General features: G+C 61.5%; 18 protein-coding genes. 11 read left to right on the top strand and 7 right to left on the bottom strand.

Annotated features, from left to right (window positions below; translation table 11 throughout):
• Window positions 1-27: 27 nt before the first annotated feature.
• The 7 genes from BS629_RS06495 to BS629_RS06465 all read left to right on the top strand — a co-directional run bounded on the left by BS629_RS06495 (window position 28) and on the right by BS629_RS06465 (window position 7,534).
• A complete protein-coding gene (locus BS629_RS06495) occupies window positions 28-369 on the top strand; it encodes an ArsR/SmtB family transcription factor (RefSeq protein ID WP_018069028.1) in 342 nt (113 codons plus the stop codon).
• A gap of 78 nt (window positions 370-447) precedes the next feature.
• The gene (locus tag BS629_RS06490) at window positions 448-1,341 is read left to right on the top strand and encodes a LysR family transcriptional regulator (RefSeq protein ID WP_003543441.1); all 894 of its coding nucleotides are present in this window, start codon (window positions 448-450) and stop codon (window positions 1,339-1,341) included.
• Window positions 1,342-1,476: 135 nt separating this feature from the next.
• Complete coding sequence (locus tag BS629_RS06485) at window positions 1,477-1,956, top strand: formate dehydrogenase subunit gamma (RefSeq protein WP_018243843.1); 480 nt, start codon at window positions 1,477-1,479, stop codon at window positions 1,954-1,956.
• Window positions 1,953-3,509: a formate dehydrogenase beta subunit gene (locus BS629_RS06480; protein WP_018243842.1), complete on the top strand. Its 1,557-nt coding sequence runs from the start codon at window positions 1,953-1,955 to the stop codon at window positions 3,507-3,509. The genes BS629_RS06485 and BS629_RS06480 overlap by 4 nt, the downstream gene beginning before the upstream one ends.
• A gap of 57 nt (window positions 3,510-3,566) precedes the next feature.
• On the top strand, window positions 3,567-6,446 hold the full coding sequence (gene fdhF, locus BS629_RS06475) for a formate dehydrogenase subunit alpha (protein ID WP_018243841.1): 2,880 nt from the start codon (window positions 3,567-3,569) through the stop codon (window positions 6,444-6,446).
• Between the two features lie 37 nt (window positions 6,447-6,483).
• The gene (fdhD, locus tag BS629_RS06470) at window positions 6,484-7,308 is read left to right on the top strand and encodes a formate dehydrogenase accessory sulfurtransferase FdhD (RefSeq protein ID WP_018243840.1); all 825 of its coding nucleotides are present in this window, start codon (window positions 6,484-6,486) and stop codon (window positions 7,306-7,308) included.
• On the top strand, window positions 7,298-7,534 hold the full coding sequence (locus tag BS629_RS06465; protein WP_018243839.1) for a formate dehydrogenase subunit delta: 237 nt from the start codon (window positions 7,298-7,300) through the stop codon (window positions 7,532-7,534). The genes fdhD and BS629_RS06465 overlap by 11 nt, the downstream gene beginning before the upstream one ends.
• A gap of 109 nt (window positions 7,535-7,643) precedes the next feature.
• Here the strand turns inward: BS629_RS06465 and BS629_RS06460 are convergent, their stop codons facing one another.
• From BS629_RS06460 to rocF, 4 genes are all read right to left on the bottom strand, one after another.
• A complete protein-coding gene (locus tag BS629_RS06460) occupies window positions 7,644-9,404 on the bottom strand; it encodes a methyl-accepting chemotaxis protein (protein WP_018243838.1) in 1,761 nt (586 codons plus the stop codon).
• Window positions 9,405-9,695: 291 nt separating this feature from the next.
• Window positions 9,696-10,172 carry a chemotaxis protein CheW gene (locus tag BS629_RS06455; RefSeq protein WP_003543427.1) on the bottom strand — a complete coding sequence of 159 codons (477 nt, stop codon included), beginning with the start codon at window positions 10,170-10,172 and terminating at the stop codon, window positions 9,696-9,698.
• A gap of 297 nt (window positions 10,173-10,469) precedes the next feature.
• A complete protein-coding gene (gene rocD / locus BS629_RS06445) occupies window positions 10,470-11,669 on the bottom strand; it encodes an ornithine--oxo-acid transaminase (RefSeq protein WP_018243837.1) in 1,200 nt (399 codons plus the stop codon).
• Window positions 11,670-11,745: 76 nt separating this feature from the next.
• Entirely contained in the window at window positions 11,746-12,681 is a 936-nt protein-coding gene (gene rocF / locus BS629_RS06440) for an arginase (protein WP_018243836.1), read from the bottom strand.
• A 124-nt stretch (window positions 12,682-12,805) separates the two neighbouring features.
• On the opposite strand from rocF, the gene BS629_RS06435 reads away from it, so the two are divergent.
• Entirely contained in the window at window positions 12,806-13,243 is a 438-nt protein-coding gene (locus BS629_RS06435) for an Lrp/AsnC family transcriptional regulator (RefSeq protein ID WP_018243835.1), read from the top strand.
• 62 nt (window positions 13,244-13,305) lie between these two features.
• Here the strand turns inward: BS629_RS06435 and BS629_RS06430 are convergent, their stop codons facing one another.
• The 3 genes from BS629_RS06430 to BS629_RS06420 all read right to left on the bottom strand — a co-directional run bounded on the left by BS629_RS06430 (window position 13,306) and on the right by BS629_RS06420 (window position 22,150).
• Entirely contained in the window at window positions 13,306-19,728 is a 6,423-nt protein-coding gene (locus BS629_RS06430; protein WP_018243834.1) for a translocation/assembly module TamB domain-containing protein, read from the bottom strand.
• Window positions 19,729-19,794: 66 nt separating this feature from the next.
• Window positions 19,795-21,723 (bottom strand): autotransporter assembly complex protein TamA, encoded by a 1,929-nt coding sequence (locus BS629_RS06425; RefSeq protein WP_018243833.1) that lies wholly within the window; start codon window positions 21,721-21,723, stop codon window positions 19,795-19,797.
• Window positions 21,724-21,892: 169 nt separating this feature from the next.
• A complete protein-coding gene (locus BS629_RS06420; RefSeq protein WP_018243832.1) occupies window positions 21,893-22,150 on the bottom strand; it encodes a YMGG-like glycine zipper-containing protein in 258 nt (85 codons plus the stop codon).
• A gap of 325 nt (window positions 22,151-22,475) precedes the next feature.
• On the opposite strand from BS629_RS06420, the gene hemA reads away from it, so the two are divergent.
• From hemA to BS629_RS06405, 3 genes are all read left to right on the top strand, one after another.
• Window positions 22,476-23,690, top strand: coding sequence for a 5-aminolevulinate synthase (hemA, locus tag BS629_RS06415; RefSeq protein WP_018517247.1), 1,215 nt, complete (start codon window positions 22,476-22,478; stop codon window positions 23,688-23,690).
• Window positions 23,691-24,051: 361 nt separating this feature from the next.
• Complete coding sequence (locus BS629_RS06410) at window positions 24,052-25,029, top strand: LacI family DNA-binding transcriptional regulator (RefSeq protein WP_020493411.1); 978 nt, start codon at window positions 24,052-24,054, stop codon at window positions 25,027-25,029.
• 54 nt (window positions 25,030-25,083) lie between these two features.
• On the top strand, window positions 25,084-26,322 hold the full coding sequence (locus tag BS629_RS06405) for an ABC transporter substrate-binding protein (protein ID WP_018243829.1): 1,239 nt from the start codon (window positions 25,084-25,086) through the stop codon (window positions 26,320-26,322).
• Window positions 26,323-26,382 lie beyond the last annotated feature (60 nt).

Genomic DNA, 26,382 nt, shown 5'->3' with positions numbered 1-26,382 from the left:
ATCGCCTCCCTTCCGAGATAATACCGAATGCCGTTGCCCAAACCCGAGCCGGGGATGACCGGCCAGGAATTGCACAAACTCGCTGGAAAAGCCCACGAAGCGAGCGATCTGCTGAAAGCGCTAGCGCACCAGACCCGACTTCTGATCCTCTGCATACTGGCGAACGAGGAGCGGACGGTGAGTGAAATCGAGAACATCCTCGGCATACAGCAGGCAATGGTCTCGCAGCAGCTGGCGCGTTTAAGGCTCGAAGGCCTGGTCCATACGCGCCGTCAGGGCAGGCTGGTCTATTACAGCATCGGCAATGTCAGCGTGCTTGCTTTCCTCGAATCGCTGTTCGATCTTTTTCCGGCTGCAGAAAACAGTTAGCGATCGCCCTTGCGGAGCACGGCTGCTGCGTCAAAGATGAACTGACCCGGATGATGTCATGCCGGATCGGGAGACCGGATGATCGACAAGCTGGAATTCTTCATCGCCCTTGCCAATGAAAAGCATTTTGGCCGCGCCGCGGAGGAGTGCGGGATCTCGCAGCCGACGCTTTCGGCTGCCATCCGGCAGCTCGAGGATCAGCTTGGCGTCATGCTGGTGCAGCGCGGTTCGCGGTTCCAGGGGCTGACGCCGGAAGGGCAGCGCGTGCTCGAATGGGCGCGACGCATCGTCGGCGATGCCCGCACCATGCGCGAAGAGATGCGCGCCGCGCGCCGCGGCCTTTCCGGCCACATCCGCCTCGCCGCTATTCCGACCGCGCTCGCCATGCTTTCGCGCATTACTACGCCTTTTCAGGAGCGGCATCCCGGCGTGACCTTTTCGATCGTCTCGCGGAATTCGCTGCAGGTGCTGAGCATGCTCGAAAACCTCGAAATCGATGCCGGCATCACCTATCTCGAAAACGAGCCGCTCGGCCGCGTCACGACCGTTCCCCTCTATGCCGAGCGCTATAATCTGATCACGGCTGCAGGCAGTCCGCTATCCGATCGCGACAACGTGACCTGGCGGGAGATCGGCGATCTTCGGCTTTGTCTATTGACTGCCGACATGCAGAACCGTCGGATCATCAACCGCCACTTGACGGAAGCGGGCGCCACAGCGCATCCGACGCTCGAATCCAACTCGATGATCGTGCTGTTCTCGCATGTCAGGACTGGACGCTGGGCGAGCATCATGCCGCGCAACGTCGCCAAATCCTTTGGATTCCCAGTGGAAATTCGCATGATCCCGATCGTCGAGCCGGAGGCGCATCATCTGGTCGGCCTTGTTGCGCCTTATCGCGAGCCCTTTACGCCGCTTGTATCGGCCTTGCTGCACGAGGCGAGGGTGCTCGTGCAAGACGAAGAACTCTGATAGAAAAAACCTATCAAGCAACGAGATAGCTTTATTGATCGCCGGCTGCTTCCCTGAAATGGTAGTTCCGGAATAGCACTCGGCCGGGGGAGGCCCGCTATTCCGCAACGAGCAAGCCGCCGGGAGGGCTGCCTTATGACCATTCATATCGCCGAAGGCGATATTGCAGCGCGCACCCGAGCCATCGTCGCCGATCTTCGATTTCTCGAAGGGCCGCTGCTTCCCATTCTGCACGAGGTTCAGCAGGAATTCGGCTATGTGCCGCAGGAAGCGATGCCCGTCATCGCGGAGGAATTGAACCTCTCGCGTGCCGAGGTGCATGGCGTGGTGACCTTCTATCACGATTATCGCGACCATCCCGCCGGCCGGCACGTGCTGAAGCTCTGTCGCGCCGAAGCCTGTCAGTCGATGGGTGGCGATGCGCTGGCCGAACGCGTCAAGGCGCTGCTCGGCATTGATTTTCATCAGACGACGCTCGATGGCGGCGTGACGCTGGAGCCGGTCTACTGTCTCGGGCTCTGCGCCTGCGCGCCGGCGGTGATGCTTGACGGCGAGGTTTATGGCCGGGTCGACGATCAGACGGCGGCGGAACTCGTCGCGGAGGTACGTCGATGACGGTGAGGATATATGTTCCGCGCGATGCCGCAGCGCTGGCGCTCGGGGCCGAAAAGGTGGCAAAGGCGATTGCCCAGGAGATCGCCGCCCGCGGCTTCGATGCCGAGATCGTGCGCAACGGCTCGCGCGGAATGTTCTGGCTGGAGCCACTGGTCGAGATCGAGGTAGCCGGAAAGCGCATCGGTTATGGACCGGTGAAGTCCAAGGATGTGGCTGATCTGTTCGATGCCGGGATGATTGATGGAGGCGAGCATCGACTCTGTCTCGGGGAGGTTGAAGACCTCCCGTTCCTCAAGGAGCAAACTCGCCTGACCTTCGCCCGTTGCGGCGTCACCGACCCGCTTTCGCTGGCGGATTACGAGGCGCATGGCGGTCTTGCCGGCCTTCGCCGCGCCGTTTCGATGACATCAGCCGAAATCGTCAAGGAAGTCACCGATTCCGGCCTGCGCGGACGCGGCGGCGCCGGCTTTCCCACAGGCATCAAGTGGAAGACCGTTCTCGACGCCGCCGGCGAACGCAAATATATCGTCTGCAATGCCGATGAGGGCGACAGCGGCACTTTTGCCGACCGGATGATCATGGAGGGCGATCCCTTCGTGTTGATCGAGGGCATGGCGATATCAGGGCTGGCGACCGGGGCGACCAAGGGTTTCGTCTATACGCGTTCGGAATATCCGCATGCGATCGCTGTCACGACCGAGGCCGTCGGCCTCGCGCGCCAGGCCGGTATCCTCGGACCATCGGTGCTCGGATCCGGCCGCGCCTTCGATATCGAGGTGCGCACCGGCGCCGGCGCCTATGTCTGCGGTGAGGAGACGGCGCTGCTGAACAGCCTCGAGGGCAAGCGCGGCATCGTGCGCGCCAAGCCGCCGCTGCCGGCGCATAAGGGGCTGTTTAACTGTCCGACCGTCATCAACAACGTGATCTCGCTGGCTTCGGTGCCCGTTATCATGGAAAAGGGTGCGGCCTTCTACCGCGATTTCGGAATGGGCCGCTCACGCGGCACCATCCCGCTGCAGATTGCCGGCAATGTCAGATATGGCGGCCTCTTTGAGACGGCCTTTGGTCTTTCGCTCGGAGATATCGTCGACAAGATCGGTGGCGGTACAGTGACGGGACGGCCGGTCAAAGCCGTGCAGGTCGGTGGACCGCTCGGCGCCTATTTTCCGCGAGCGCTGTTCGATACGCCCTTCGATTACGAATCCTTCGCCGCCAAGGACGGGCTTATCGGCCATGCCGGCATCGTCGTCTTCGACGACACGGCCGATATGCTGAAGCAGGCGCGTTTCGCGATGGAATTCTGCGCCGTCGAAAGCTGCGGCAAGTGCACGCCCTGCCGCATCGGCTCAACGCGCGGCGTGGAGACGGCCGATAAGATCGCCCGCGGTATCGAACCGGAGAAGAACCGGGAGCTGCTTGCCGATCTCTGCAACACGATGAAGTTCGGCTCGCTCTGTGCGCTGGGTGGTTTCACGCCCTATCCTGTCATGAGCGCCATGACGCATTTCCCGGAGGATTTTTCGCCGGCACCTCTGGTGGAGGCGGCGGAATGACGAGTTTTTCATGGAACGCCTGCGCTGACGTCACCATCTCAAGCAAGGAGACCAATCATGTCTCTCATCCATGAAATCGACTACGGCACCCCGGCTTCGAAGTCCGAGGCCATGGTGACGCTCACCATCGACGGACAGCAGATCAGCGTGCCGGAGGGCACCTCCATCATGCGCGCCTCGATGGAGGCCGGCATCAAGGTGCCGAAGCTCTGTGCCACCGATATGGTCGACGCTTTCGGCTCCTGCCGGCTCTGCCTCGTCGAGATCGAGGGCCGCAACGGCACACCCTCCTCCTGCACGACGCCGGTGGCGGCAAACATGGTTGTGCACACGCAGACGGGGCGGCTGAAGGATATCCGCCGCGGCGTGATGGAACTCTATATTTCCGACCATCCGCTCGACTGTCTCACCTGCGCGGCCAACGGCGATTGCGAATTGCAGGACATGGCGGGCGCCGTCGGCCTGCGCGATGTGCGCTACGGCTATGAGGGCGACAACCACGTCAAGGCGCGCAGCAATGGCGACATCAATCTGAAATGGATGCCGAAGGACGAATCCAATCCCTACTTCACCTATGATCCCTCCAAGTGCATCGTCTGTTCGCGCTGCGTGCGCGCCTGCGAGGAAGTACAGGGCACCTTCGCGCTGACGATCGAGGGCCGTGGCTTCGGCTCACGCGTTTCGCCCGGCATGCACGAGCATTTCATCGATTCCGAATGCGTGTCCTGCGGCGCCTGCGTCCAGGCCTGCCCGACGGCGACGCTGACGGAGAAATCGGTGATCCAGATCGGCCAGCCGGAGCATTCGGCCGTGACCACCTGCGCCTATTGCGGCGTCGGCTGTTCTTTCAAGGCGGAGATGCGCGGCGAGGAACTGGTGCGCATGGTGCCGTGGAAGGACGGTCAGGCCAATCGCGGCCATTCCTGCGTCAAGGGCCGCTTCGCCTATGGCTATTCCACCCACAAGGACCGCTTCCTCAATCCGATGATCCGCGAAAAGGTCAGCGATCCCTGGCGGGAAGTCAGCTGGGACGAAGCCTTCGCGCATGTGGCGATGGAGTTCCGCCGCATCCAGTATCAATACGGCCGCGAGGCGATTGGCGGCATCACCTCGTCGCGCTGCACCAATGAGGAAACTTATCTGGTGCAGAAGCTGATCCGCGCCGGCTTCGGCAACAACAATGTCGATACCTGCGCCCGCGTCTGCCATTCGCCGACCGGCTACGGCCTCGGCCAGACGTTCGGCACGTCGGCGGGCACGCAGGATTTCGACAGCGTCGAGCATTCGGATGTCGTCGTCGTCATCGGTGCCAACCCGACCGACGGGCATCCGGTGTTCGGCTCGCGGCTGAAGAAGCGGCTGCGCCAAGGCGCCAAGCTCATCGTCATCGATCCGCGCCGCACCGATATCGTCCGCTCGCCGCATATCGAGGCGTCGTATCACCTGCCGCTGAAGCCCGGCACCAATGTCGCGGTCATGACGGCGCTGGCGCATGTGATCGTCACCGACGGCCTCTTTGACGAGGTGTTCATCCGCGAGCGCTGCGACTGGTCGGAGTTCGAGGATTGGGCGGCCTTTGTCGCCGAACCGCAGCACAGTCCCGAGCAGACCGAGATCTTCACCGGCGTGCCGGCGGCGGATCTGCGCGGCGCGGCAAGGCTCTATGCCAAGGGCGGCAATGGTGCGATCTATTACGGCCTCGGCGTCACCGAACACAGCCAGGGCTCGACCACGGTCATCGCGATCGCCAACCTGGCGATGGCGACCGGCAATATCGGCCGTCCCGGCGTCGGCGTGAACCCACTGCGCGGCCAGAACAATGTGCAGGGCTCCTGCGACATGGGTTCCTTCCCGCACGAACTGCCTGGCTACCGGCACATTTCCGACGATGCGACGCGTGACATCTTCGAAAAGCTCTGGGGCGTGAAGCTCAACAACGAGCCGGGCCTGCGTATTCCGAACATGTTGGACGCGGCAGTCGACGGCTCCTTCAAAGGCATTTACATCCAGGGTGAAGACATCCTGCAGTCCGATCCCGATACCAAACATGTCGCGGCGGGGCTTGCGGCGATGGAATGCGTCGTCGTGCAGGATCTGTTCCTCAACGAGACCGCCAACTACGCCCATGTCTTCCTGCCGGGCTCGACCTTCCTCGAGAAGGACGGCACCTTCACCAATGCGGAGCGCCGCATCAACCGCGTGCGCAAGGTGATGTCGCCGCGCAACGGCTATGGCGACTGGGAAGTGACGCAGAAGCTTGCCCAGGCGATGGGGCTCGACTGGCATTATACCCATCCGTCGGAGATCATGGACGAGATCGCTGCGACGACGCCGAGTTTCGCGATGGTCTCCTACGACTATCTCGATAAAATGGGCTCGGTGCAGTGGCCCTGCAACGAGAAGAACCCGCTCGGCTCACCGATCATGCATGTCAATGGCTTCGTGCGCGGCAAGGGCAAGTTCATCCGCACCGAATATGTAGCGACCGACGAGCGTACCGGTCCGCGCTTCCCGCTGCTGCTGACAACCGGCCGCATCCTCAGCCAGTACAATGTCGGGGCGCAGACGCGGCGGACCGAGAATGTCATCTGGCACGCGGAAGACCGGCTGGAAATCCATCCACACGATGCCGAGCAGCGCGGCGTTCGCGACGGCGACTGGGTGAAACTCGGCAGCCGCTCCGGCGACACGACGCTCAGGGCGCTGATCACCGATCGCGTCGCGCCGGGTGTCGTTTATACGACCTTTCATCATCCCAATACGCAGGCGAACGTCATCACCACCGATTTCTCCGACTGGGCGACGAACTGCCCGGAATACAAGGTGACGGCGGTGCAGGTCTCGCCCTCCAACGGGCCGAGTGAATGGCAGCTGGAATATGACGAGCAGGCGCGGCAATCACGCCGCATCGCTGGCAAGCTCGAGGCAGCGGAGTGAGAATGCAGGGGCGGCTCTGTAAGCAGGAACGCGCATCATGACCTTCACCGTCACTGCCCATGCGCCCGAAACCGCCCGCCGCAACGGTATTGTGCACACGAGCTCTCGCATCGTGCCGGAAGAAGTGCCGATCGCTTTTTCCTATGGCGGTAGTTCGCATGCGGTGATGATGGCAACGCCTGCGGATCTCGAGGATTTCGCCGTCGGATTCAGTCTGACCGAAGGGATCATCGCCGGGCCGGCGGAGATATCGGGCGTCGAGGTTATCGAGGGTGAGCAGGGGATCGATGTGCAGGTGAGCCTGGTCGATGACGTCGCTGATCGGCTGCGGGCACGGCGCCGCAGCATGGCGGGGCCGGTCGGCTGCGGGCTCTGCGGCATCGAATCGATCGAACAGGCGGTACGGCCGGTGCCTGATGTTTCGACATCGCCGCTGGTGCTGTCGCATGCGGATATCGTCCGCGCCGTTTCGCTTCTGAACGAGGCCCAGCCGCTGCATCGCGAAACACGGGCGGTGCACGGCGCCGGGTTCTATCTTCCCGGCAGAGGGCTGATTGCCGTGCGCGAAGATGTCGGCCGGCACAATGCGCTGGACAAGCTCTGCGGCGCCGTCATCCGCGCCGGTGAAAGAGGTGGCGACGGCGCCGTCGTCGTCACCAGCCGGCTTTCCCTTGAGATGGTGCAGAAGGCGGCGATCCTCGGCAGCCCGGTGCTTATCGCCATTTCGGCGCCGACGGCTCTCGCCATCCGCACGGCGGAAGAGGCCGGCATGACCCTCGTCGCGCTGGTGCGCGGCGAGGATTTCGAGATCTTCACTCACCCTCATCGCATCTCGCCCGGAAGCATTGCCGATGTCGCATGATACCAAGACCAAGCTCGTCTATATGGCAAACCAGATCGCCACCTTCTTCAAGAGCCAGCCGGAAAGCGAGGCCGCGCAGGGGGTCGCCACCCATATCAACAAATTCTGGGACCCGCGCATGCGGCGGCAATTGTTCGAAATTCTGGAGAATGAGGAGAACGGCCTGGATGCACTCGTGCTTCAGGCCGCTCCTTTGATCCGAAAGCCGGAGCCGGTGACACACTAAAGCGCGTTCCTCGCGCTTTAGGTCTTTATTTCAATGCTTTAGTCAAAAAAAACAGGATCGGTCCGTGCGGGAGGGAAGGCAGGAGCAACCTGCCTGACGGAGACTGGGATCAGAACTCTTCCCAGCTCTGGGCGGTTGCCGCGGCGGCGCCCTGCGCCTTTGCGACACGTGAAACGAGATGCAGCGCCGGTGAGCCCGCCTGTCTTGCCTCATGCCTGCCTGTGGTCTGGGTCTGGCCTGGCAAACGGAACCTCGTCAGCAGGACACGCAGCGTTTCGGCTTCCCTCGCAAGGCTGTGGCTGGCAGCGGTGCTCTCCTCGACCATGGCGGCATTCTGCTGAGTTGCCTGATCCAGCGTATTGACCGCCTGGTTGATTTCCTTGAGGCCGGTTGCCTGCTCCCTGGAGGCTTCGACGATGGCGACGACGTTGCCGTCGATATCGCCGACCTGGGTGACGATCTCCTCGAGCGCTTTACCGGTTTGGCCGACGAGGCCGACGCCGTTCCTGACATGCTCGCCTGACGTGTTGATCAGCGTCTTGATCTCCTTGGCAGCGTTAGCGGAGCGCTGGGCGAGCTCCCTGACCTCCTGGGCCACTACGGCGAAGCCCTTGCCGGCTTCGCCGGCGCGGGCCGCCTCGACGCCGGCATTCAATGCCAGGAGATTGGTCTGGAAGGCGATATCGTCGATGACGCCGATGATGTTGGTGATCTCGCGGGAGGACTGTTCGATCTGGCCCATGGCGGCGACGGCATTGCGGACCACGATACCGGACTGCTCGGCGCCCTGCTTGGTCATGGCGACAAGGCGACCGGCCTCATCGGCGCGGCGGCTGGAATCGTTGACCGTCGTGGTGATCTCTTCAAGCGCGGCTGCGGTTTCTTCGATGGATGCGGCTTGCTGTTCCGTCCGCTTGGAGAAGGAGTCCGCCGATGCGCCAATCTCGCGTGAGCCGGAGGCGATCGCACTGGCATTCTCGCCGATCGTCTTCATCGTCTCGGCAAGACCTTTGATTGCAGTGTTGAAATCGTGCCGCAATTGTTCCATCGACGGGACGAAGGGCGTGTCCACCGTCCGTGTCAGATCACCTTCGGACAGCTGGCGCAGCGCGCCGCCAAGCAGAGAAATCGCGCTCATGCGCTGGGTGACGTCGGTTGCGAACTTCACGACCTTGTAGACCTTGCCGTCGGCATCGACGATCGGGTTATAGGCAGCTTGGATCCAGATTTCGCGGCCGTCCTTGCCGAAACGGACGAATTCGTTGGCAATGAATTCGCCATTGGCCAGACGGCGCCAGAAGTTGCCGTAATCCTCGGTGCTGACATAGGCCGGATCACAGAATATGCTGTGATGCTTGCCGGAGATCTCGGCCAGGGAGTATCCCATGGCTTTGCAGAAATTCTCATTCGCGGTCAGGATCTCGCCTTTCGGGGTGAATTCGATCGCCGCCTGCGAACGCGAGATCGCCTCCAGCTTGCCGGAATCCTCGACCGCCTGCTTCTTGGCGGCAGTGATGTCGGCCGCGAATTTCACCACCTTGAATGGCTTGCCGCCCTTGAGAACAGGATTGTAGGAAGCCTGGATCCATATCTCTCTGTTGCCCTTGGCGAGACGCTTGTAAGCACCGGCATCATATTCGCCGCGCCCGAGCCGTGCCCAGAAGGCGCGATATTCAGGCGTTGCCGTATAGGCCGGCTCGCAGAACATGCTGTGATGCTTGCCGACGATCTCGCTCAGGCGATAACCAAGTGCATTGCAGAAATTCTCGTTCGCCGTGAGGATATTTCCCTTGAGGTCGAATTCGATGATCGCCTGCGATTTGGAAATGGCATTGAGAATATATTTCGAATCGGAAGATAGACCAAACATTCCCGTCCCTCTGAATGCACAGTTTTCTGCTGCTTCGTCTGGTAAGGCGAAGCCGATCGGACAAGGAATGCCGGTGACGAGAAGACAGACAGTACAGGTTGTCATTCCCAGATTGGCGGAATACGTGTCATCCTTGAGTATCCCATGATGACGGAACGTGGTTAATTTCCGGTATAGAAGCTGTTTCTAATCAAACGCGCCAAGGCGGATGGTGGCGGCCGAGGCTTGCTTGCGATGCGCAACAAAAAACCGCCCGTGTGGGCGGTTTTTATTGAGAATTATATTGGCCGATCAGGCCGCCAGTTCATCCGTCTCGTTTTCCTTGAACATCTTGGCGAGGTTCAGGAAGCAGATCATTCCGTTTTCCGAGGCAATGATCCCTTCGCAATAAGCGCGGTCGAAGGAGGCGGTCACTTCGGGCACCGGCTGGACCTGGCTGGAGGAGATGGTGAGGATATCCGAGACGCGGTCGACAAGCATGCCGATGACCATGCTGTGAACTTCGGCGACGACGATGGCGCTGCGCTCATTGGCGACCGTGCTTTTCATGCCGAGTTTGAAGGCAAGATCGATGATCGGGATCACCGAGCCGCGCAGGTTCATGACACCGATGACATCGGCCGGCGCATGCGGGATCGGCGTCGACGGCGCCCAGCCGCGGATTTCGCGGATGGTCGTGGTCTTGACGCAGAATTCCTGGTCATGCAGGCGGAAGGCAATAATTTCGAGCGTATCGCCGCTGAAGTTAGTCGAATTGATCGTGGCCATTAGAATTCTTCCCAACTATCGTAAGCCAGGGCAGAAGCGGATGCGCCACCATTGGCGCGGCCAAGCTTTGCCTTCATACCACGCGATGGCTTTGCGCTCGGCGAAGCATCGTTACGGTTATCGACGACATTAGCGAAAGAGTGTTGCCCAAATCTAAATCGGGAGACGCGATTGCGAAGGTTTTTAATCTCGGATGAAAACCAGGCGGGTTTGCTGTCGATCTCTTCCAGCCGATCTCTGGTTTTCGGGATCTTCCATGCATATTCGAGATCGTGAAGAAGAATTGCGCCGATTTACTCAGCCTATCGTCTTCTCAATCTGCGAGACTGCCCAATCCACCTGCTCTTTGGTGATGACCAGCGGCGGAGCGAGGCGAATTGTGTGGTCGTGGGTATCCTTGGCGAGAAGGCCGCGCTCTTTCAGCGCATGGCAATATTGCCGTGCGCCGCCGGCTTCGGGTTCCAGTTCGATGGCCATCATCAGGCCACGGCCGCGCACGTCCCTGACGATGTTCGAGCGGATCGACCCGAGGCCTTCGAGGAAGTAGTCGCCCATGACAGCGGCGTTCTCGATCATGCCCTCTTCCGTCAGCACCTTGAGCGCGGCACGCGCTACTGCGCAGGCGAGTGGATTGCCGCCGAAGGTCGAGCCGTGTTGGCCGGGCTGCAGCACGCCCAGAACTTCGGAATTCGAAAGCACGGCCGACACGGGATAGAAGCCGCCGGACAGCGCCTTGCCGATCAGCGTCACGTCGGCCTCGATGCCTTCGTGCTCCTCCGCCAGCAGCTTGCCGGTACGGCCGAGGCCGGTCTGAATCTCGTCGAGGATCAGGGTGACGTTGTTTGCCGTGCAGAGTTCGCGGATGCGGGTGAAATAACCCGTCGGCGGAATGATGACGCCGGCTTCCCCCTGGATCGGCTCGATCAGGGCGGCCACCGTATTGGCATTGATTGCGGCGGCGAAAGCCTCGGCATCGCCGAAGGGAATGATGCGGAAGCCTGGCGTATAGGGACCGAAGCCGGCGCGGGCTTCGGGATCGGTGGAGAAACTGATGATGCTCAGCGTCCGACCATGGAAATTATCAGCGCAGACGATGATCTCCGCCTTGCCTTCCGGCACGCCCTTGACCTCGTATCCCCATTTGCGCACCGCCTTGATGGCGGTCTCCACCGCTTCGGCGCCAGAATTCATCGGCAGGATCTTGTGGGAGCCGGTGAGAGCCGCAAGCTCTTCGTAGAGATAGGCGAGCTGGTCGTTGCGGAAGGCGCGGGAAGTGAGCGTCAGCCTGCCCGCCTGCTCGACCATTGCGGCGAGGATCTTCGGATGACAATGGCCCTGGTTGACGGCGGAATAGGCCGAGAGGCAATCGAGATAACGGTTGCCGTCGGTATCCCAGACATAAACACCTTCGCCACGCGTCAGCACCACGTCGAGCGGCTTGTAGTTATGGGCGCCGAGCCGTTGTTCCGTGGCGATCAGTTTTTCCGAAGTGTTCATGGCCGTTCTCCCTCTAGTTTTATTTCAACGCATGTCGTTATCGCAAAACCGCTGCACACTTTTGCTCGACATGCTCTTATGCGGCGCGTGTCGGACGATCGAAGATGCGGCGGCCGAAGAGGCTTGCCGTCAGCTCCACCAGGATGCGGGCGCTCTTGCCGCGATCGTCGAGAAACGGATTGAGTTCGACGAGATCGAGCGACGAGACGAGGCCGCTGTCCGAGAGCATTTCCATCACCAGATGCGCCTCGCGAAAAGTCGCGCCACCCGGGACCGTCGTGCCGACACCGGGAGCGATCTCGGGATCGAGGAAATCGAGGTCGAGGCTGACGTGCAGCAGGCCGTTTGCCCTGGTCACGACATCGAGGATCTCACGCATGATGGCGCCGATGCCCTGCTCGTCGATCGCGCGCATGTCGAAGACATTGACACCGTGTTCGTGGATTTCCTCGCGCTCGCGCGCATCGACCGAACGGATGCCGACCTGGAAGACATTCTTTGGATCGACGAACGGACGTCCCTTCGGCAGGATCTCGGCGAACTCCGCCTCGCCACAGAAGAAGGCGACAGGCATACCGTGAATATTGCCGGACGGCGACGTGGCCGGAGAATTGAAATCGGCATGGGCATCAAGCCAGAGGACGAAGAGCGGGCGGTCTTTGCTGGCGGCATAGCGGGCCATGCCGGAAACGCTGCCCATGGAAAGGCTGTGGTCGCCGCCGAGAATCAGCGGAAAACGGCCGGAGGCGGCCACGTCGTAGACGCTACTTTCGAGGGCGCGCGTGAAGGCGCCGACGATCCTCAGATTGTGGGCCTTCGGGTGGTTCGGCAGATCCATCGCCGGCACGATCCTGAGATCGCCGATATCGGCGACGTCATGGCCAAGCTCGATCAGCGTCTGGTCGACGCCGGCAATGCGCAGGGCCGCAGGGCCCATGGCAGCCCCTCTGCGGCCGGAGCCTTCTTCCAGCGGCGCGCCGATGAGGGTGACAGATCGCGATTGGGTATTCATTTTGGAGGGCTCCGTGTTGAGGCCTGTTTCGGCCGATAGTGGGATAAAGGGCTGGCGGCAAAAAGATGGAAAAGTGTCAGAAATGGACTATGATTGCGCAGATAGATAAACCTATTTTGACAAAGTGATCAGCGTGGATGATCTCGACACTGAACTTCTGAGTGCACTTCGCCATAACGCCCGGATTTCCGTCTCTTCGCTTGCGGCATTGACGGGTGCATCACGGGCAACGGTTGCCGCCCGGATCGAGCGGCTGGTCGCCAGCGGCACCATCGTCGGCTTCACTATCCGCACCGGTCATGAGACGCGGTCCGCCGGCGTGCGCGCCATCGTCATGATCGAGGTGCTCGGCAAGCTCGCCGACAGGGTGGCCGATCAGTTGAGGGGCCTACCGCAGGTGCGGGCGCTTCACAGCACCAACGGCAAATGGGATTTCGTCGCCGAACTCGAGGATCGCGACCTTGCTGCCTTCGACGAGACGCTGCACCGGATCCGGCTGATCAATGGCATCAATTCGACAGAAACCAACATCCTTCTCAAGACCAGCAAAACCGGTTTCTAAGCCGGGTTAGAGCTTTTGCATGTCATCGGTCCAAAGCCGCTGCCAGCTTCGGGCGAGATGGATCAATATTCCCGTTCGTAGACAATCCCGGCTTCGCCCTCACCGTTGCCACCGGCCCCCCCGCGCAGCTTGACGCCGCGGCCGACATCGAGGTTGATCACCGCCTTGGCGCCGGCCGAACCGCCCTGCTGCAATTCGAAATAGGTGCGATCGTTAAGATAGCGGCCGACGCTGACGCTCGTCTGGCCCTTGGAATCGGTGCTGACGTCGAAATCGTCGACGCCAAGCTGATTGCGCAGGCCTTCGAAAAGCGAGGTCGAGCGGTTGCCGGCCAGCTGACTGACGGCGTCGGCGAGCTGGGCGATCTGCACCGGCGAGAGTTTCGACATCGACTGGCCGAAGATCAACTGCGCCAGCACCTCGTCCTGCGGCAGCTGGGGCGAGGAGGAAAAGGTAATCGCGGGGTCGGTGGCGAGACCCGCGACGTCGACGGTCAGCGTCGTCGAGCCGGAGGCCGAGGTCGCTTCCATATCGAGCGCCGGCGTCAGGTCGCCGGCGAAGGTGATCCTGCTCTTGTCGGAGAAATCCAGGCGGCGGTTGAGAATGGTCATGCGACCGCGGCGCATGATGAAACCGCCGGTCACGATGGGTGCAGCCGCTGTTCCGCGGATGGTCACCCGGCCGCCAAGCTCGGCATCGATGCCGCGGCCGCGTACGAAGATATGCGAGGGCGCATCGATTTCGAGATCCAGTGTGATCACGGAGGATTTCTCGCCGGGTTTCCGCTCACCGTCATCGCGCAGCTGCGCAAGCACCGCCCGCGGCGCATTCTTATGCCGGATGTCGACTTCTCTCAGCGAGGTCGGCAATTTTTCCGGGACCGTGATCGAGGTTTTGTCGAGCCGAAGCTTGCCGCTCAGCGTCGCATTCATGATCGGCCCGCGCAGGCCGACCGTGCCATTGACGGTCGAGACGACAAGCGTTCCATCGACATAGACCGCCTTGTCGAGCTTGATCGAAATGTCAGCGGGAAAGCCGCCGGCCGGCTGGATGCCGATGGTACCGCTGGCCGAAATCGTGCCGCCGCCGCCAAGGTTGCCGCTGAGGCGCGATATCACCGCCTGGCTGCCATTGAAGGTCACGGTCGCCGCAAGATTGTTGACGGCAAGATTGCGTCGGACGTCGACGAGCTTGGCGCCTGATGTCGAGACAGTGCCGTTGATAACAGGCGCTGCGGCCGTTCCGCCAATCTGGAGGTTGACGGTGGCGACGCCGTCCGCAACGAGCCCCTGCTGCGCAAGCGGGGCGCCGAGCACGGCGAAAGGAAGATTGCCGTTGAATCGCATGTCGAGGGCGCGATTGCCTGTGATCACGACACTGCCGCCGCCTTTCAGCGACATGCCGGCGTCACCGGCAAGGCTGGTGTCGACCGTCAGCCTGTTTCCGGCAAGTTTGCCTGATGCACCGATGCTGAACGGCGAAAGGCCGGCACCTTTGGTCTGGCTCGTCGCCGCGTTCTTCCAGTCGACCTTGAAGTCGACGGAGGGCGCCGATAGCGTGCCGGTGGCCTTTGCGGTTGCCGACACCGCGCCCTCGGCTGCAAGGCCGGGAACGAAGCCGTTGGCGATGCTGGCCGGAAGATTGGTGGTATTCGCCGTAACATCGAGAGACTTGATCGACGTGCCTGCGATGGCGAGATTGCCGGCGGCTTTCAGCGCAATGCCGCCGCTGCCGTTGAGCGCGGCATCAAAATCCAGCCTGTCACCGGCGTATTTTCCGGTCGCCGCCAGCGCAAGGCGGGAAAGGCCGGCAGCCTTGGTGTGGCTGGTCGCGGCATCTTTCCAGTTGAGCTTGAAATCGACGATCGGATTTGCCGGCGTTCCCGACGTTATGGCGCTTGCCGAAAGCGTGCCCTCGGCACCGAGACCGGGAACGAAGGCATTTACGATATTTGCCGGCAGCGCCGGGATATCGGCATTGATCGAAAGGTCCCGGATGGCCGTTCCCGCGATCGTGACGCCGCCCGTCGCCTTGGCCAACACGCCGTCCTTGCCGGCGAGATTGGCATCGAAATCGACCCGGTCGTTGGCGAACTTGCCGGACGCCGCAGCACTCAGGCCCGAAAGGCCGCTGCTCTTGGTCTGGGCGGTCGCAGCGTTCTTCCAGTCGAGTTTGAAATCGACGGCCGGTTTCGGAAGCGCTCCGGAGGCAGATGCAGTTCCCGACACGGTGCCCTCTGCGCCAAGACCCGGGACGAAGCCGTTGGCGAGGCCTGCCGGCAGGTTGGCGAGATCGGCCTTGACGTCGAGGGTTTTAACCGAGTTGCCTGATATCGCGACGTTGCCGGCGGCCTTCAGCGAGAGGCCGTCCTTGCCGGCGAGAGTGGCATCGAAATCGAGCCGGTCGTCGGCGAAGCGTCCGGATGTGGTGAGCGCGAGGCCCGAGAGATGAGCGCTTCTGGTCTGGCTGGTCGCAGCATCCGTCCAGTCGAGCTTGAAGTCGGCTTTCGGTGCGGCGAGTGTCCCTGAGGCGGACGCAGTGCCGGATATCGTGCCGCCGGCCGCCAGATCGGGAACGAAGGCATTTGCGAGACTGGCCGGAAGCTTGGCGATCTCGGCATCGACCTTGATGCTGTCGATCGCCGTGCCGGCGAGTGCGACATTGCCCATGGCCTTCAGTGAGAGGTCTTTATCGCCGCTGACTGCAGCGTTGAAATCAAGCTTGTTCTCAGCAAATTTTCCCGATGCGGTCACCCCGAGCGCTGCAAGGCCGGCACGTTTCGTGTGGCTCGTCGCCGCATCTTTCCAAGTGAGATCGAAATCTGCATTCGGAACCGGGAGGGATCCGGTGGCCGAGATCCTTCCTGAGATCGTACCTTCGGCGGCGAGATCGGCGACGAAGCTGTTTGCGATATTTGCCGGAACATTTGCCAGTGTGGCATCGACCGTGAGGTTGTCGATCGTCGTGCCTTTGATGGCAAGATTGCCGTTTGCCTTTAAGGACAGGCTGTTGGCGCCGCCAACCACCGCGTTGAAATCAAGCTTGTTGTCGGCAAATTTTCCCGATGCGGTCACGCCGAGCGCAGCAAGGCCGGCGCGCTTTGTGTGGCTCGTTGCCGCGTCTTTCCAAGTGAGATCGAAATCGGCACTCGGAGCGGAAAGCGACCCGCTGGCCGAGATCTTTCCTGAGATCGCGCCTTCGGCGGCAAGGTCGGCGGCGAAACTATTTGCGATATTCGCCGGGACATTTGCCAGTGCAGCGTCGACCTTGACGTTGCCGATCGTCGTGCCCGTGATGGCGACATTGCCGGTCGCCTTCACCGAGAGGCTGTTTCCGCCACCGATCGCCGTATCGAAATCGAGCTTGTTGTCGGCGAATTTTCCGGTTGCCTTCACGCCAAGATTGGCAAGGCCGGCACGCTTCGTCTGGCTCGTCGCCGCGTCTTTCCAATCGAGATCGAAATTGGCGGTCGGCGCAGCGAGGGAGCCGGAGGCCGCCACCTTTCCTGTAATCGTGCCTTCGGCGGCGAGATCGGGAACGAAACCGTTGGCGATGCGGGCAGGCAGGTTGAGGATATCAGCGTTGACATCAAGCACCGGTGCCTTCGGCTCGGCGAGCGCGACATTGCCGGCGGCCTTGAGCGAGAGGCCGTCATTGCTGCCGACCGTGGTGTCGAAATCGAGCTTGTTGTCGGCGAATTTGCCGCCGGCGGTGATGTCGAGCGGCGCCAGGCCGGCGCCCTTGGTCTGGCCCGTCGTCGCATCCTTCCAGTCGAGCTTGAAGTCGGCGACCGGTGCTGCCGGCGTTCCCGTCACGGCAATCGTTCCGGAGATCGTGCCGCCGGCTGAAAGGTTGGGCACGAAACCGTTGGCGAGCGCTGCCGGCAGCTCGCGGATATCTGCATCAAGCTTCAGCGTTTCGCCGGCGGAACCGGTAACGGTTACCGAGCCGGTGCCGGTTTTCAGCATCAGTCCGTTCAGATTGGCGGCGCCGCCGCCGATGGCGACCTGCGTCGGTGCGGCCAGCTCGATCGGGATATTGCGGGGGCTTGCCGAGAAGCGATCAAGGTTCAGGTGGATCGTGCCGTCCTGAGCCTCGATATTGCCCGCGGCCAGCACGGGATTGCCGTCATAGGCAGCATCGAGATCGAAGTCGGTATGGTTCTGCTGCTTGGTAAAACCCAGCGAAAGGCCGGCAAGCTTGTTCGTTCCGGCGCTTACCCCCTCGGCCTTGATAGTGCCGTTTGCGGCAAGGGCATTGAGATCGCTGATCGTGACATCGATATCCGGCTTGACGATCGCAAGCGTATCACGGTGGATCGAGCCGCCCGTTGCAAGCAGCTTGAGCGCAATCTTGCCACTGTCGCTGCTGACGCCGAGCGAACCCTTGAGATCGCCTTCGGCCTTCTGTCCGCCGAGTGCGGCGAGCAGGCCGACATTGGGGAAATCGAAGGTCAGTGCGGCTGTTGGCTCCAGGGTAGGCGAGAATTCCGCATTGCCGGTCAGTCGGTTGCCGCCGATATCGGCGGTCAGCGCCGGAATGCTTATCTTGCCGTCCTGCGAGGTGATGTCGCCGTTGATGCCGATCTGTTGGCCATCGATCGTGCCGGTGGCGGCGATCCTGCCCTGCGGCGCCTTGGGATCGGCGAGACCCGACAGGTCGATATTGAGGTTGCCGAGCGTGCGGTCGGCCATTTCAAGGCTGGCGGCCTTGAGATTGGCCGTCACGGAGATGGCCGGGAGCTCACCTGCCACTCTCAACGCATAACCCGCCCCACCACTGGCGCCGGGGATGAGCTTGCCGATGTCAGGCAGCCGACCGGAGAGATCGGCATTCAACATCCCGCCATCGAGCGCGACGTTGCCGGCGGCTTCGAGCGTGCCGGATTTCAGGACGAGATTGGACAGTGCGAATTTTGACGGGATGGTGCCGACCACCTGGCTTTCGAGCGAGATCGGTCCGTCGAACCTGCTTGTCATCGCAGCCGGCAGAGCTGCCGGGTTGACTGTGAGCTTGAGGTTGCCGGTCAGCGCTTTGTCTGCCAGCCGGTAGGAGCCATTGAGGCCGCCGTTGATATTGGCGCTTTCGACGGTGGTGCCGTTGAAGCCGATGCCGGAGGGCGAGATCTGCAGCGGCGAGGCGATCGTGACCGGGCCTTGGACGGCGCGATTGAGGTTCGGGTCGGTGAAGGTCGTATCGCCGGCGACGAGGCGCAACTGGACGCTGCCGGAACGGGCGGCGAGATTGAAGGCGTCGCTCTTTGCGGTCAGCTTGATGTTGCCGATATTGGCCTGCGGAAGGGTTGCGGTGTCGAGCGAGCCGCTGACGTTCAGTCGGGCGGCCTGGGCATCGCCGGTTAGCGCCAGGTTGAGGCCAGAAATGAGGAAGCGCGCTTCGCCTTCAGCGAGCGGCCAGCGGAAATCGACGGGCCCCGACGTGCCGAGCAGATTGGCGTTCAGGCTGTTGTTGCCGGCTGGATCGAGGGTGCCCGAGGCGGCGATCACGACGCTGCCGGTGGCGATATTGCCGGTCTGGATATCGATCTTGCCGCGGTCGTCGAAGGTGGTGGCAAGATCGATATTGGTCTGGCCGGCAAAAAGCGGCCGGAATGCCGATGGAAGCAGCGAGCTCAAGTCACCGCCGCCCTTGAGGTCGAGGTGGTGCAATCCGTCTGCCGTGATCTGATGCCGGGCTTCGATTGCGGCGCGCTGCTGTCCGTCGAGGGCGGCCTGCACTTTGCCTTTCCAATCGGATATCGGCCCCTGGCCGTCGAGATCGATATTGACGGCCGGGCTATCCGGCAAGCCGAGAAAGCCCGCCAGCAGCCCGCCCTTCGGCTCGGAAAGCTGCGCCTTCAGCCGCAGCCGGTTTTCGGCTGGCGCATAGGCGATGTCGGCGGCAAGCCGCGCATCCGGAACCGCGTGACGGCTGACATTGACGACCGCCTCGCCGCCATCGCCGTTCGCCGAAAGGCTGCCCTCGGCGGCGAGCGCAAAGGCGCGGCCGGCAACGGGTGCGGCAAGTTTGATATCGGGCAGCGCGACGCGGTCTATATCGACCTTGATCGGAAGGGCGAATCCGCCGGAATTTTCAGCTCCGGGCCGCGAGGGCAGGGTGCGCACCGGCTTGCGCAGCACGTTGATCGCTTCGATCTCGAAGCGTTTGGCGTGGAAGGTTCCGGTCAGCAGCGCCAGCGGATTCCAGTCGATCGCGATGCCATGAATTTCCGCGAAGACGCCCCTGGTGTCGGAGAAGGAGATCTCGGCGGCGCGAAGCCCGCCGGTCAGAAGACCTTGCGGTTCACGAACCTGGATCGTCATGTCGCGGTTGGAAAGCGTGGAGGCTATCTTTTCGGTGACGATGCGGGCGCCAAAACTGGTGAAGCCGAAGATCGCAAGGGCCGCGACAGCGAGAATCAAAGTCACGCCGACGGCATAGCCGGTCAGCCGTACGATCCAGTTGACGATTTTTGCCAGCATTTGCATCGGCGCGGACACTACCCCGTTTTCATGACGGCTCACAGATCGGAAAACACGGGGGAATCGGCAATTCTAGAAGGATTGGCCGATGCCGGCGTAGATTCCGTAATCTGTGCCATCTTCGTACTTGTTCAGCGGCATGGCAAAATCAAGCCGCAGCGGGCCGAAAGGCGTTGCATATCGTATTCCGGCGCCGGCACCGGCGCGAATATCGGAAAAACCCGGAAAGGTGCTGTCCGATACGGTGCCGACATCGATGAAGGGCACGATGCCGATCGTATCGGTGATCTTGATGCGGGCCTCCAGCGAACCGGTCACATAGGAGCGGCCGCCGGTGGCATCGCCATTGTCGTTATAGGGCGAGATTTCCTGATAGCTGTATCCGCGCACGGAGCCGCCGCCGCCGGCAAAGAAGCGCTGCGTGGCGGGAATATCCCCGATGCTATCGCCGCCGATCAGGACGCCGGCGGCAACCTTGCCGGCAAGCACCACGCCGTCCTCCTGGCCGAACGGCAGGTAGCCGGAGATCGAGCCCTCGAATGCCGCATAGGGCGTGGCGTTGAAGATTTCGTAGCCGGGCTTTGCCGAGAATGTCGCGCGATAACCCTCCGTCGGGTTGAACTTGTCGTCGCGTGCGTCGCGATCATATTGGATCGGTAGGGTGAAGGTCAGATAGTCGTTCTCGCCGAAGGCGTCATCGTCGCGCTCCCAGCTGACCTCGCCGCTCGCCGAGACCGTGTCCCGGTCGGTCAGCTCGTAGGAAAGGCCGAGCGAGGCGGTGACGAGCGTCGCGTTATAGGCATCCGGATTTTCGGTCTTGGCGACGATGCCCGCCTTCAGGGTGGCGGCGGGAAAGAAGGCGCCGGGCTTGGTGAAGAGGATGCCGGCGGAATAGTCGAGGCTGCCGACATCCGTCGTTTCGCCAAGCCGCGAGACCGCTCCCTCGATCCTCAGCGTTTCGGCTTCGCCGAACAGGTTGCGGTGGCCCCAATAGCCCTGAACGCCGAAGCCGTCGGTGGTGGAATATTGCGCACCGACGCCGAAGTAGCGCCTCTTGCCTTCCGAAACCTCGATCGTCATCGGCAAGGTGCCATCAGGCGCCAGCGCATCCCCTTCGTGAATGGTGACGCTCGAAAAGACGCCGAGGGCGCGAAGCCGCTCGCCGGCCTTCTTCAGCGCTTCCGGGGAGTAGGCTTCGCCCTTGTTCAGCCGGGAATAGCGCTGGATGAAACCTGGCCTGACGGTCTTCTCGCCGGTGACGCCGACATCGCCGATCGGGGCGATGGGACCGCCCTCGGCAGCAAGGACGATATCGACGGTGTCGCTGTTATGATCGGCGACGACCTTGCGTTCGGTCAATTTGGCGAAGGGCCGGCCTTCGCTCTTCAATTGTTCGACGATCTTGTCGCCGGCCCTGATGATGGCGAGCGAGCCGGCTTGCGCGCCCGGGGCGAGGTCGTAATCGGCGGGATTATGGTTTGCGGCATCGCCGCCGAACTGTACCTCCCTGACCTTGAAAACGGGGCCGGGAGCAATGTCGACGGTGACGGGGATCGGCCCTGACCGGTCGAATGTCGGATTGGGCGGCAGGTCGTCGATATTCTTACCGTCGATGGTGATCGTCACCAGGCCGCCATAACGGGCCTTTTCATACAGGGCGGCGATCAGCCGCTCACGGTCGTCGCGCGCCTTGACGACGATGCCGAGATCGCCGGAAACCGGCTGCTTCTGGTCACTAAGGAGACGGGAACTGTTTTCCAGCGCTTCTTTCAGGTCGGGATCGGCGGTATCGGCCCTGAGGTCGACGTGGTAGCGCACCGGATCGGGCACCTGTTCGCCTTCGTCTTCTTCTTTGCCGAAAATGGTGATGCCGAAAAGCTTGAAGGCATAAGCGTCGCCGATCAGGACCGGTGAGAACGCAGCTGCCGCTGCGACTACCATCATGGTGCCTGTTCGCCGATACGCAGTACCTGTTTTCGGGCCTGTCCCTCTGATCCGCATCCGCCGCTTTTGGTTGTGTCTACATTGAAGCTTCGTTGCCCAGCCATGAACAGCTTAGCGACAAAATCGCGCGGGGTGTACCATTTTAAATTGCCAACGCGCTAATTTAGCACAAAAAATCCCGGACGTGTGTCCGGGATTTCCTGAATTTGCCGATTTCCAAGCGCTCTCAGCGCGGGCAACTATCGATGTAGCGGCGGCCGTAGCGGTCGCGATAGTAGCACTGGCCAGGCTGTTCGGCGACGCTGCCGATGAGGGCGCCGGACACGCCGCCGATAGCGGCGCCGACTGCCGCGCCACGGACGTTGCCGGTGACTGCGCCGCCGATGACGGCACCTGATGCAGCGCCGATGCCGGCGCCTTGCTGCGTCGGCGTGCAGCTTGCGATCGACAGGCCGATCAATGCGAGTATGACAACTTTCTTCATCTTTTTTCTCCGAGGTTGTTGCCCAGCGGGCAAAGGCCGTCCCTTCTTATTTTTTGTCAGGCTAGACCGAAAACTATGTCGGAAGAAAGGGTTGTCCATCCGATGTGCTGATTTTTTTGCGATCAGGCTGGGTCGCCTTTTGCCCGGTCCGCAAACTCGGCGGCCTTATGCGGCATCAATTTCGTTGATCGCGGCTCGCATATTTTTTATCTGGAATCATTCAAAAATCTGGGCCTTTTGCCGCAGTTGATGTTAAAGCAAAGGGTAAGCATTGACGCGCGGACGTCCAGTCATCAAGAACATCCGCGTGATACTGGAGCATATGATGGATTTCGAAGCGTTTTTCAAAAACGAGCTGGACGGGCTTCGTACCGAGGGCCGTTACCGCGTTTTTGCCGATCTCGAACGTCACCGCGGCAATTTTCCCCGCGCGACGCGTTACACCGTGGATGGCGAGAAGGAAGTCACGGTCTGGTGCTCCAACGACTATCTCGGCATGGGCCAGCATCCGAAGGTGATCGAGGCGATGAAGAACGCCATCGACCACTGTGGCGCGGGTGCGGGAGGCACCCGGAATATTTCTGGCACCAACCACCATCACGTCATGCTCGAGCGTGAGCTTGCCGACCTGCATGGCAAGGAAGCGGCGCTGATCTTTACGTCTGGCTATGTTTCCAACTGGGCAGCCCTCGGCACGCTCGGCGCGAAGATTCCCGGCCTCATCATCTTCTCCGACGCGCTGAACCATGCCTCGATGATCGAGGGCATCCGCTATGCCAAGTGCGACAAGGTGATCTGGAAGCACAATGATGTGGCCGATCTCGAAGCCAAGCTTAAGGCCGCCGATCCGAAGGCGCCGAAGCTGATCGCCTTCGAGAGCGTCTATTCGATGGATGGCGATATCGCCCCGATCAAGGAGATCTGCGATCTCGCCGACAAATATGGCGCGATGACCTATCTCGACGAAGTGCATGGCGTCGGCATGTACGGCCCGCGCGGCGGCGGTATTGCCGAGCGCGAGGGGCTGATGGACCGGCTGACGGTCATCGAGGGTACGCTCGGCAAGGCTTTCGGGGTGATGGGCGGCTATATCGCCGCTTCGACAGCGCTTTGCGATTTCATCCGCTCGTTTGCCTCCGGCTTCATCTTCACCACGGCGCTGCCGCCGGCACTTGCCGCCGGCGCCGTCGCCTCGATCCAGCATTTGAAGGTCAGCCAGTTCGAACGCGCCCGCCATCAGGACCGTGTCCGCAAGCTGAGAGCGCTGCTCGACCAGCGCGGCATCCCGCATATGCCCAATCCGAGCCATATCGTGCCGGTGCTGGTCGGCGATGCGGCCAAGTGCAAGTGGATCTCCGACCTGCTGCTCGACAATTGCGGCGTCTACGTCCAGCCGATCAACTATCCCACCGTGCCGAAGAAAACCGAGCGCCTGCGCATCACGCCGACGCCGCTGCATTCCGACGCCGATATCGCCCATCTGGTCGAAGCGCTGCATTCGCTGTGGTCGCGCTGCGCGCTCGCAAGGCACGTCGCCTGATTTTTCGATGATCGCTCGGTTCGAACCGTAATTCAGGGCCTCCGCTGGAGGTTCTGACAGCGATCGGTCTTGCTCCCGCAAGACGCTGCAACAAACCTCCCTTACCCGTTCAAGATCATCCGCTCTGCGCTTGGTCTTAACACCGATGGCACATCGCAATCGGCCCGACCGATGCGCATGGATCTTTCCCTGTGCTTGCGTCCTCCCGCAAACTGCGTTGCCGATCCGAGCCCTGGGGTCGCGTGAGAAAACCTTTTCTCACTTGACATAGAGATTGGTAAAAGCTTTTCTCAGGTCACTTCAGAAGGAGGACGTTCTGAACATATCGGGAGGAAAAAGAGGCAGGATCACCATCCACGAGGTGGCGGCGGCTGCCGCGGTGAGCATCTCGACGGCGTCGAAAGCTCTCAATGATACCGGCCGGATGGGGTCGGAAACGCGCGAGCGGGTGAAACGGATCGCCGCCGAAATCGGATATCGGCCGAATGCGCTGGCGAGAGGTCTTCTCAGCAAACGCAGCTTCACTATCGGGCTGCTGACGAACGACACCTATGGCCGGTTCACGCTGCCTGTCATGGCGGGTATTTCCGACGCTCTCGTCGATCACGGCGTTTCGGTCTTCCTGTGCGCCATCGAAGACGATCCGGCGCTCGCTCAGATCCATGTCGACGCGATGCTCGACAAACAGGTCGACGGCATCATCGCGACAGGAAAACGTCTGGACAGACGTCTGCCTGTCGATCTGTCGAATTTGCATGTGCCTGTCGTCTACGCATTCACGGAGGGGACGCAGAACAGCGTTACCTTCCGGTCTGACGACGAACAGGGTGCGCGGCTGGCGGTGGAATGGCTGGTGAAGATCGGGCGGCGGCGGATTGCGCACATCACCGGTCCGGAGGACTTCTTCTCGGTGCGGGAGCGTGCCGGCGCCTATCACGAGGTCGCAGGTCACCGCGAGCCGGTGCTCTACGGCGTCTGGTCGGAAAACTGGGGCCATGAGGCGGTCGAACAGCTTTGGAAGAGACCGGGAGAAAAACCGGACGCGCTCTTCTGCGGCAACGATCAGATCGCCCGCGGTGCTGTGGATGGGTTGCGCGAACGCGGCGTCAAGGTGCCGCAGGACGTCTCGGTGATCGGCTTCGACAATTGGGAGATTGTCGCTGCCCAGACGCGGCCGCCGCTGACAACGGTGGACATGGAACTGAAGGAGCTCGGGCGACAAGCCGGATTGACGGTGCTCGCGCTTGCGGAAGGACGGCCTGTCGAGCCGGGAGTGAGGAAATTGCCGTGCCGGCTGATCGTCCGGCAGTCATGCGGGGGGAAAGCCCCCACGGAATGAGAACACGTGAATGAGCAAAGGCGCGAGGAGATGCGCCATATCGGGAGGAGTGTCATGATCAAGCGTCTATTGGTGGCGACCAGCATCGCTACCCTATGTCTGGTGTCGGCCGCGTCGGCTGCCGAAAATGTCGAAATGTGGGTTCGCTCGGGGATCGGCGACGCCTTTAAGAAGGTTGTCGAAGCCTATAATTCCGGTCACGAGAGCAAGGTCGTGATGACCGAAGTGCCGTTCTCCGAGTTGGTGCAGAAATATGCGACGGCGATCGCCGGCGGACAGGCGCCAGACGCGCTGTCGATGGATCTCATCTATAACCCTGCCTTTGCTGCGGCCGGGCAGCTGGAAGACCTGACGGACTGGGCAAAATCCCTGCCCTATTTCAACTCGCTTTCGCCATCGCATGTTCGCCTCGGCACCTATCAGGACCGGATTTACGGCCTGCCGCTGTCGGTCGAAACCTCCGTTTTTGCCTGGAACAAGGATCTCTACAAGAAGGCCGGCCTCGACCCGGAAAAGGCACCGGCGAATTGGGACGAAATTACCGCCAATGCCGAGAAGATCCGGGCGCTGGGTGACGATACCTACGGCTTCTATTTCTCCGGCGGCGGCTGCGGCGGCTGCATGATCTTCACCTTCACGCCGCTCGTCTGGGGTGCGGGCGCCGATATCCTGTCGGCCGATAGCAAGACGGCGACGCTCGATACGCCGCAGATGCGCAAGGCCGTTGATATTTACCGCAACATGGTCAAGAAGGACCTCGTGCCGGCGGGAGCCGCCAGCGACAACGGCGCCAACTTCCTGACCTTCACCAACGGCAAGATCGGCCAGCAAAGCCTCGGCGCCTTTGCCATCGGCACGCTGGTGACCGAGCATCCCGATATCAACTTCGGCGTAACCCTCATTCCTGGCGTCGACGGGAAGCCTTCGTCCTTTGCCGGCGGCGACAACTTCGTGATCACCAAGGGCACGAAGAAGATCGACGCGGTGAAGGAGTTCCTCGAATATGTGTATTCGATGGACGGCCAGAAGATCATGGCGAAATATGGCAGCCTGCCGACGCGCGGCGATATCGCCGATAAGGTGTTGGAAGGTCTCGATCCGCGCATGCAGGTCGGCCTGAAGGCGATCGGTGTCGCCAAGACACCCTATACGCTGCAGTTCAACGACTTGATCAACAGCGCCAACGGACCCTGGGCCAGTTTCACCAACGCCTCGATCTTCGGCGACGATGTCGACGGCGCGTTTTCGAGCGCCCAGTCGGAAATGCAATCGATCATCGATAGCGGCCAATAACTCTCTCCCGGCCGCGGCCGGGGAGCGGTGGCAGCTTCCCGGCCAATTCCACTCGACAGA

It is taken from the genome of Rhizobium leguminosarum bv. viciae USDA 2370 (assembly GCF_002008365.1).
GTDB lineage: Bacteria > Pseudomonadota > Alphaproteobacteria > Rhizobiales > Rhizobiaceae > Rhizobium > Rhizobium leguminosarum.
The sequence above is the reverse complement of the archived record's forward strand: the minus strand, read 5'-3'. Positions and strand labels throughout refer to the sequence as shown.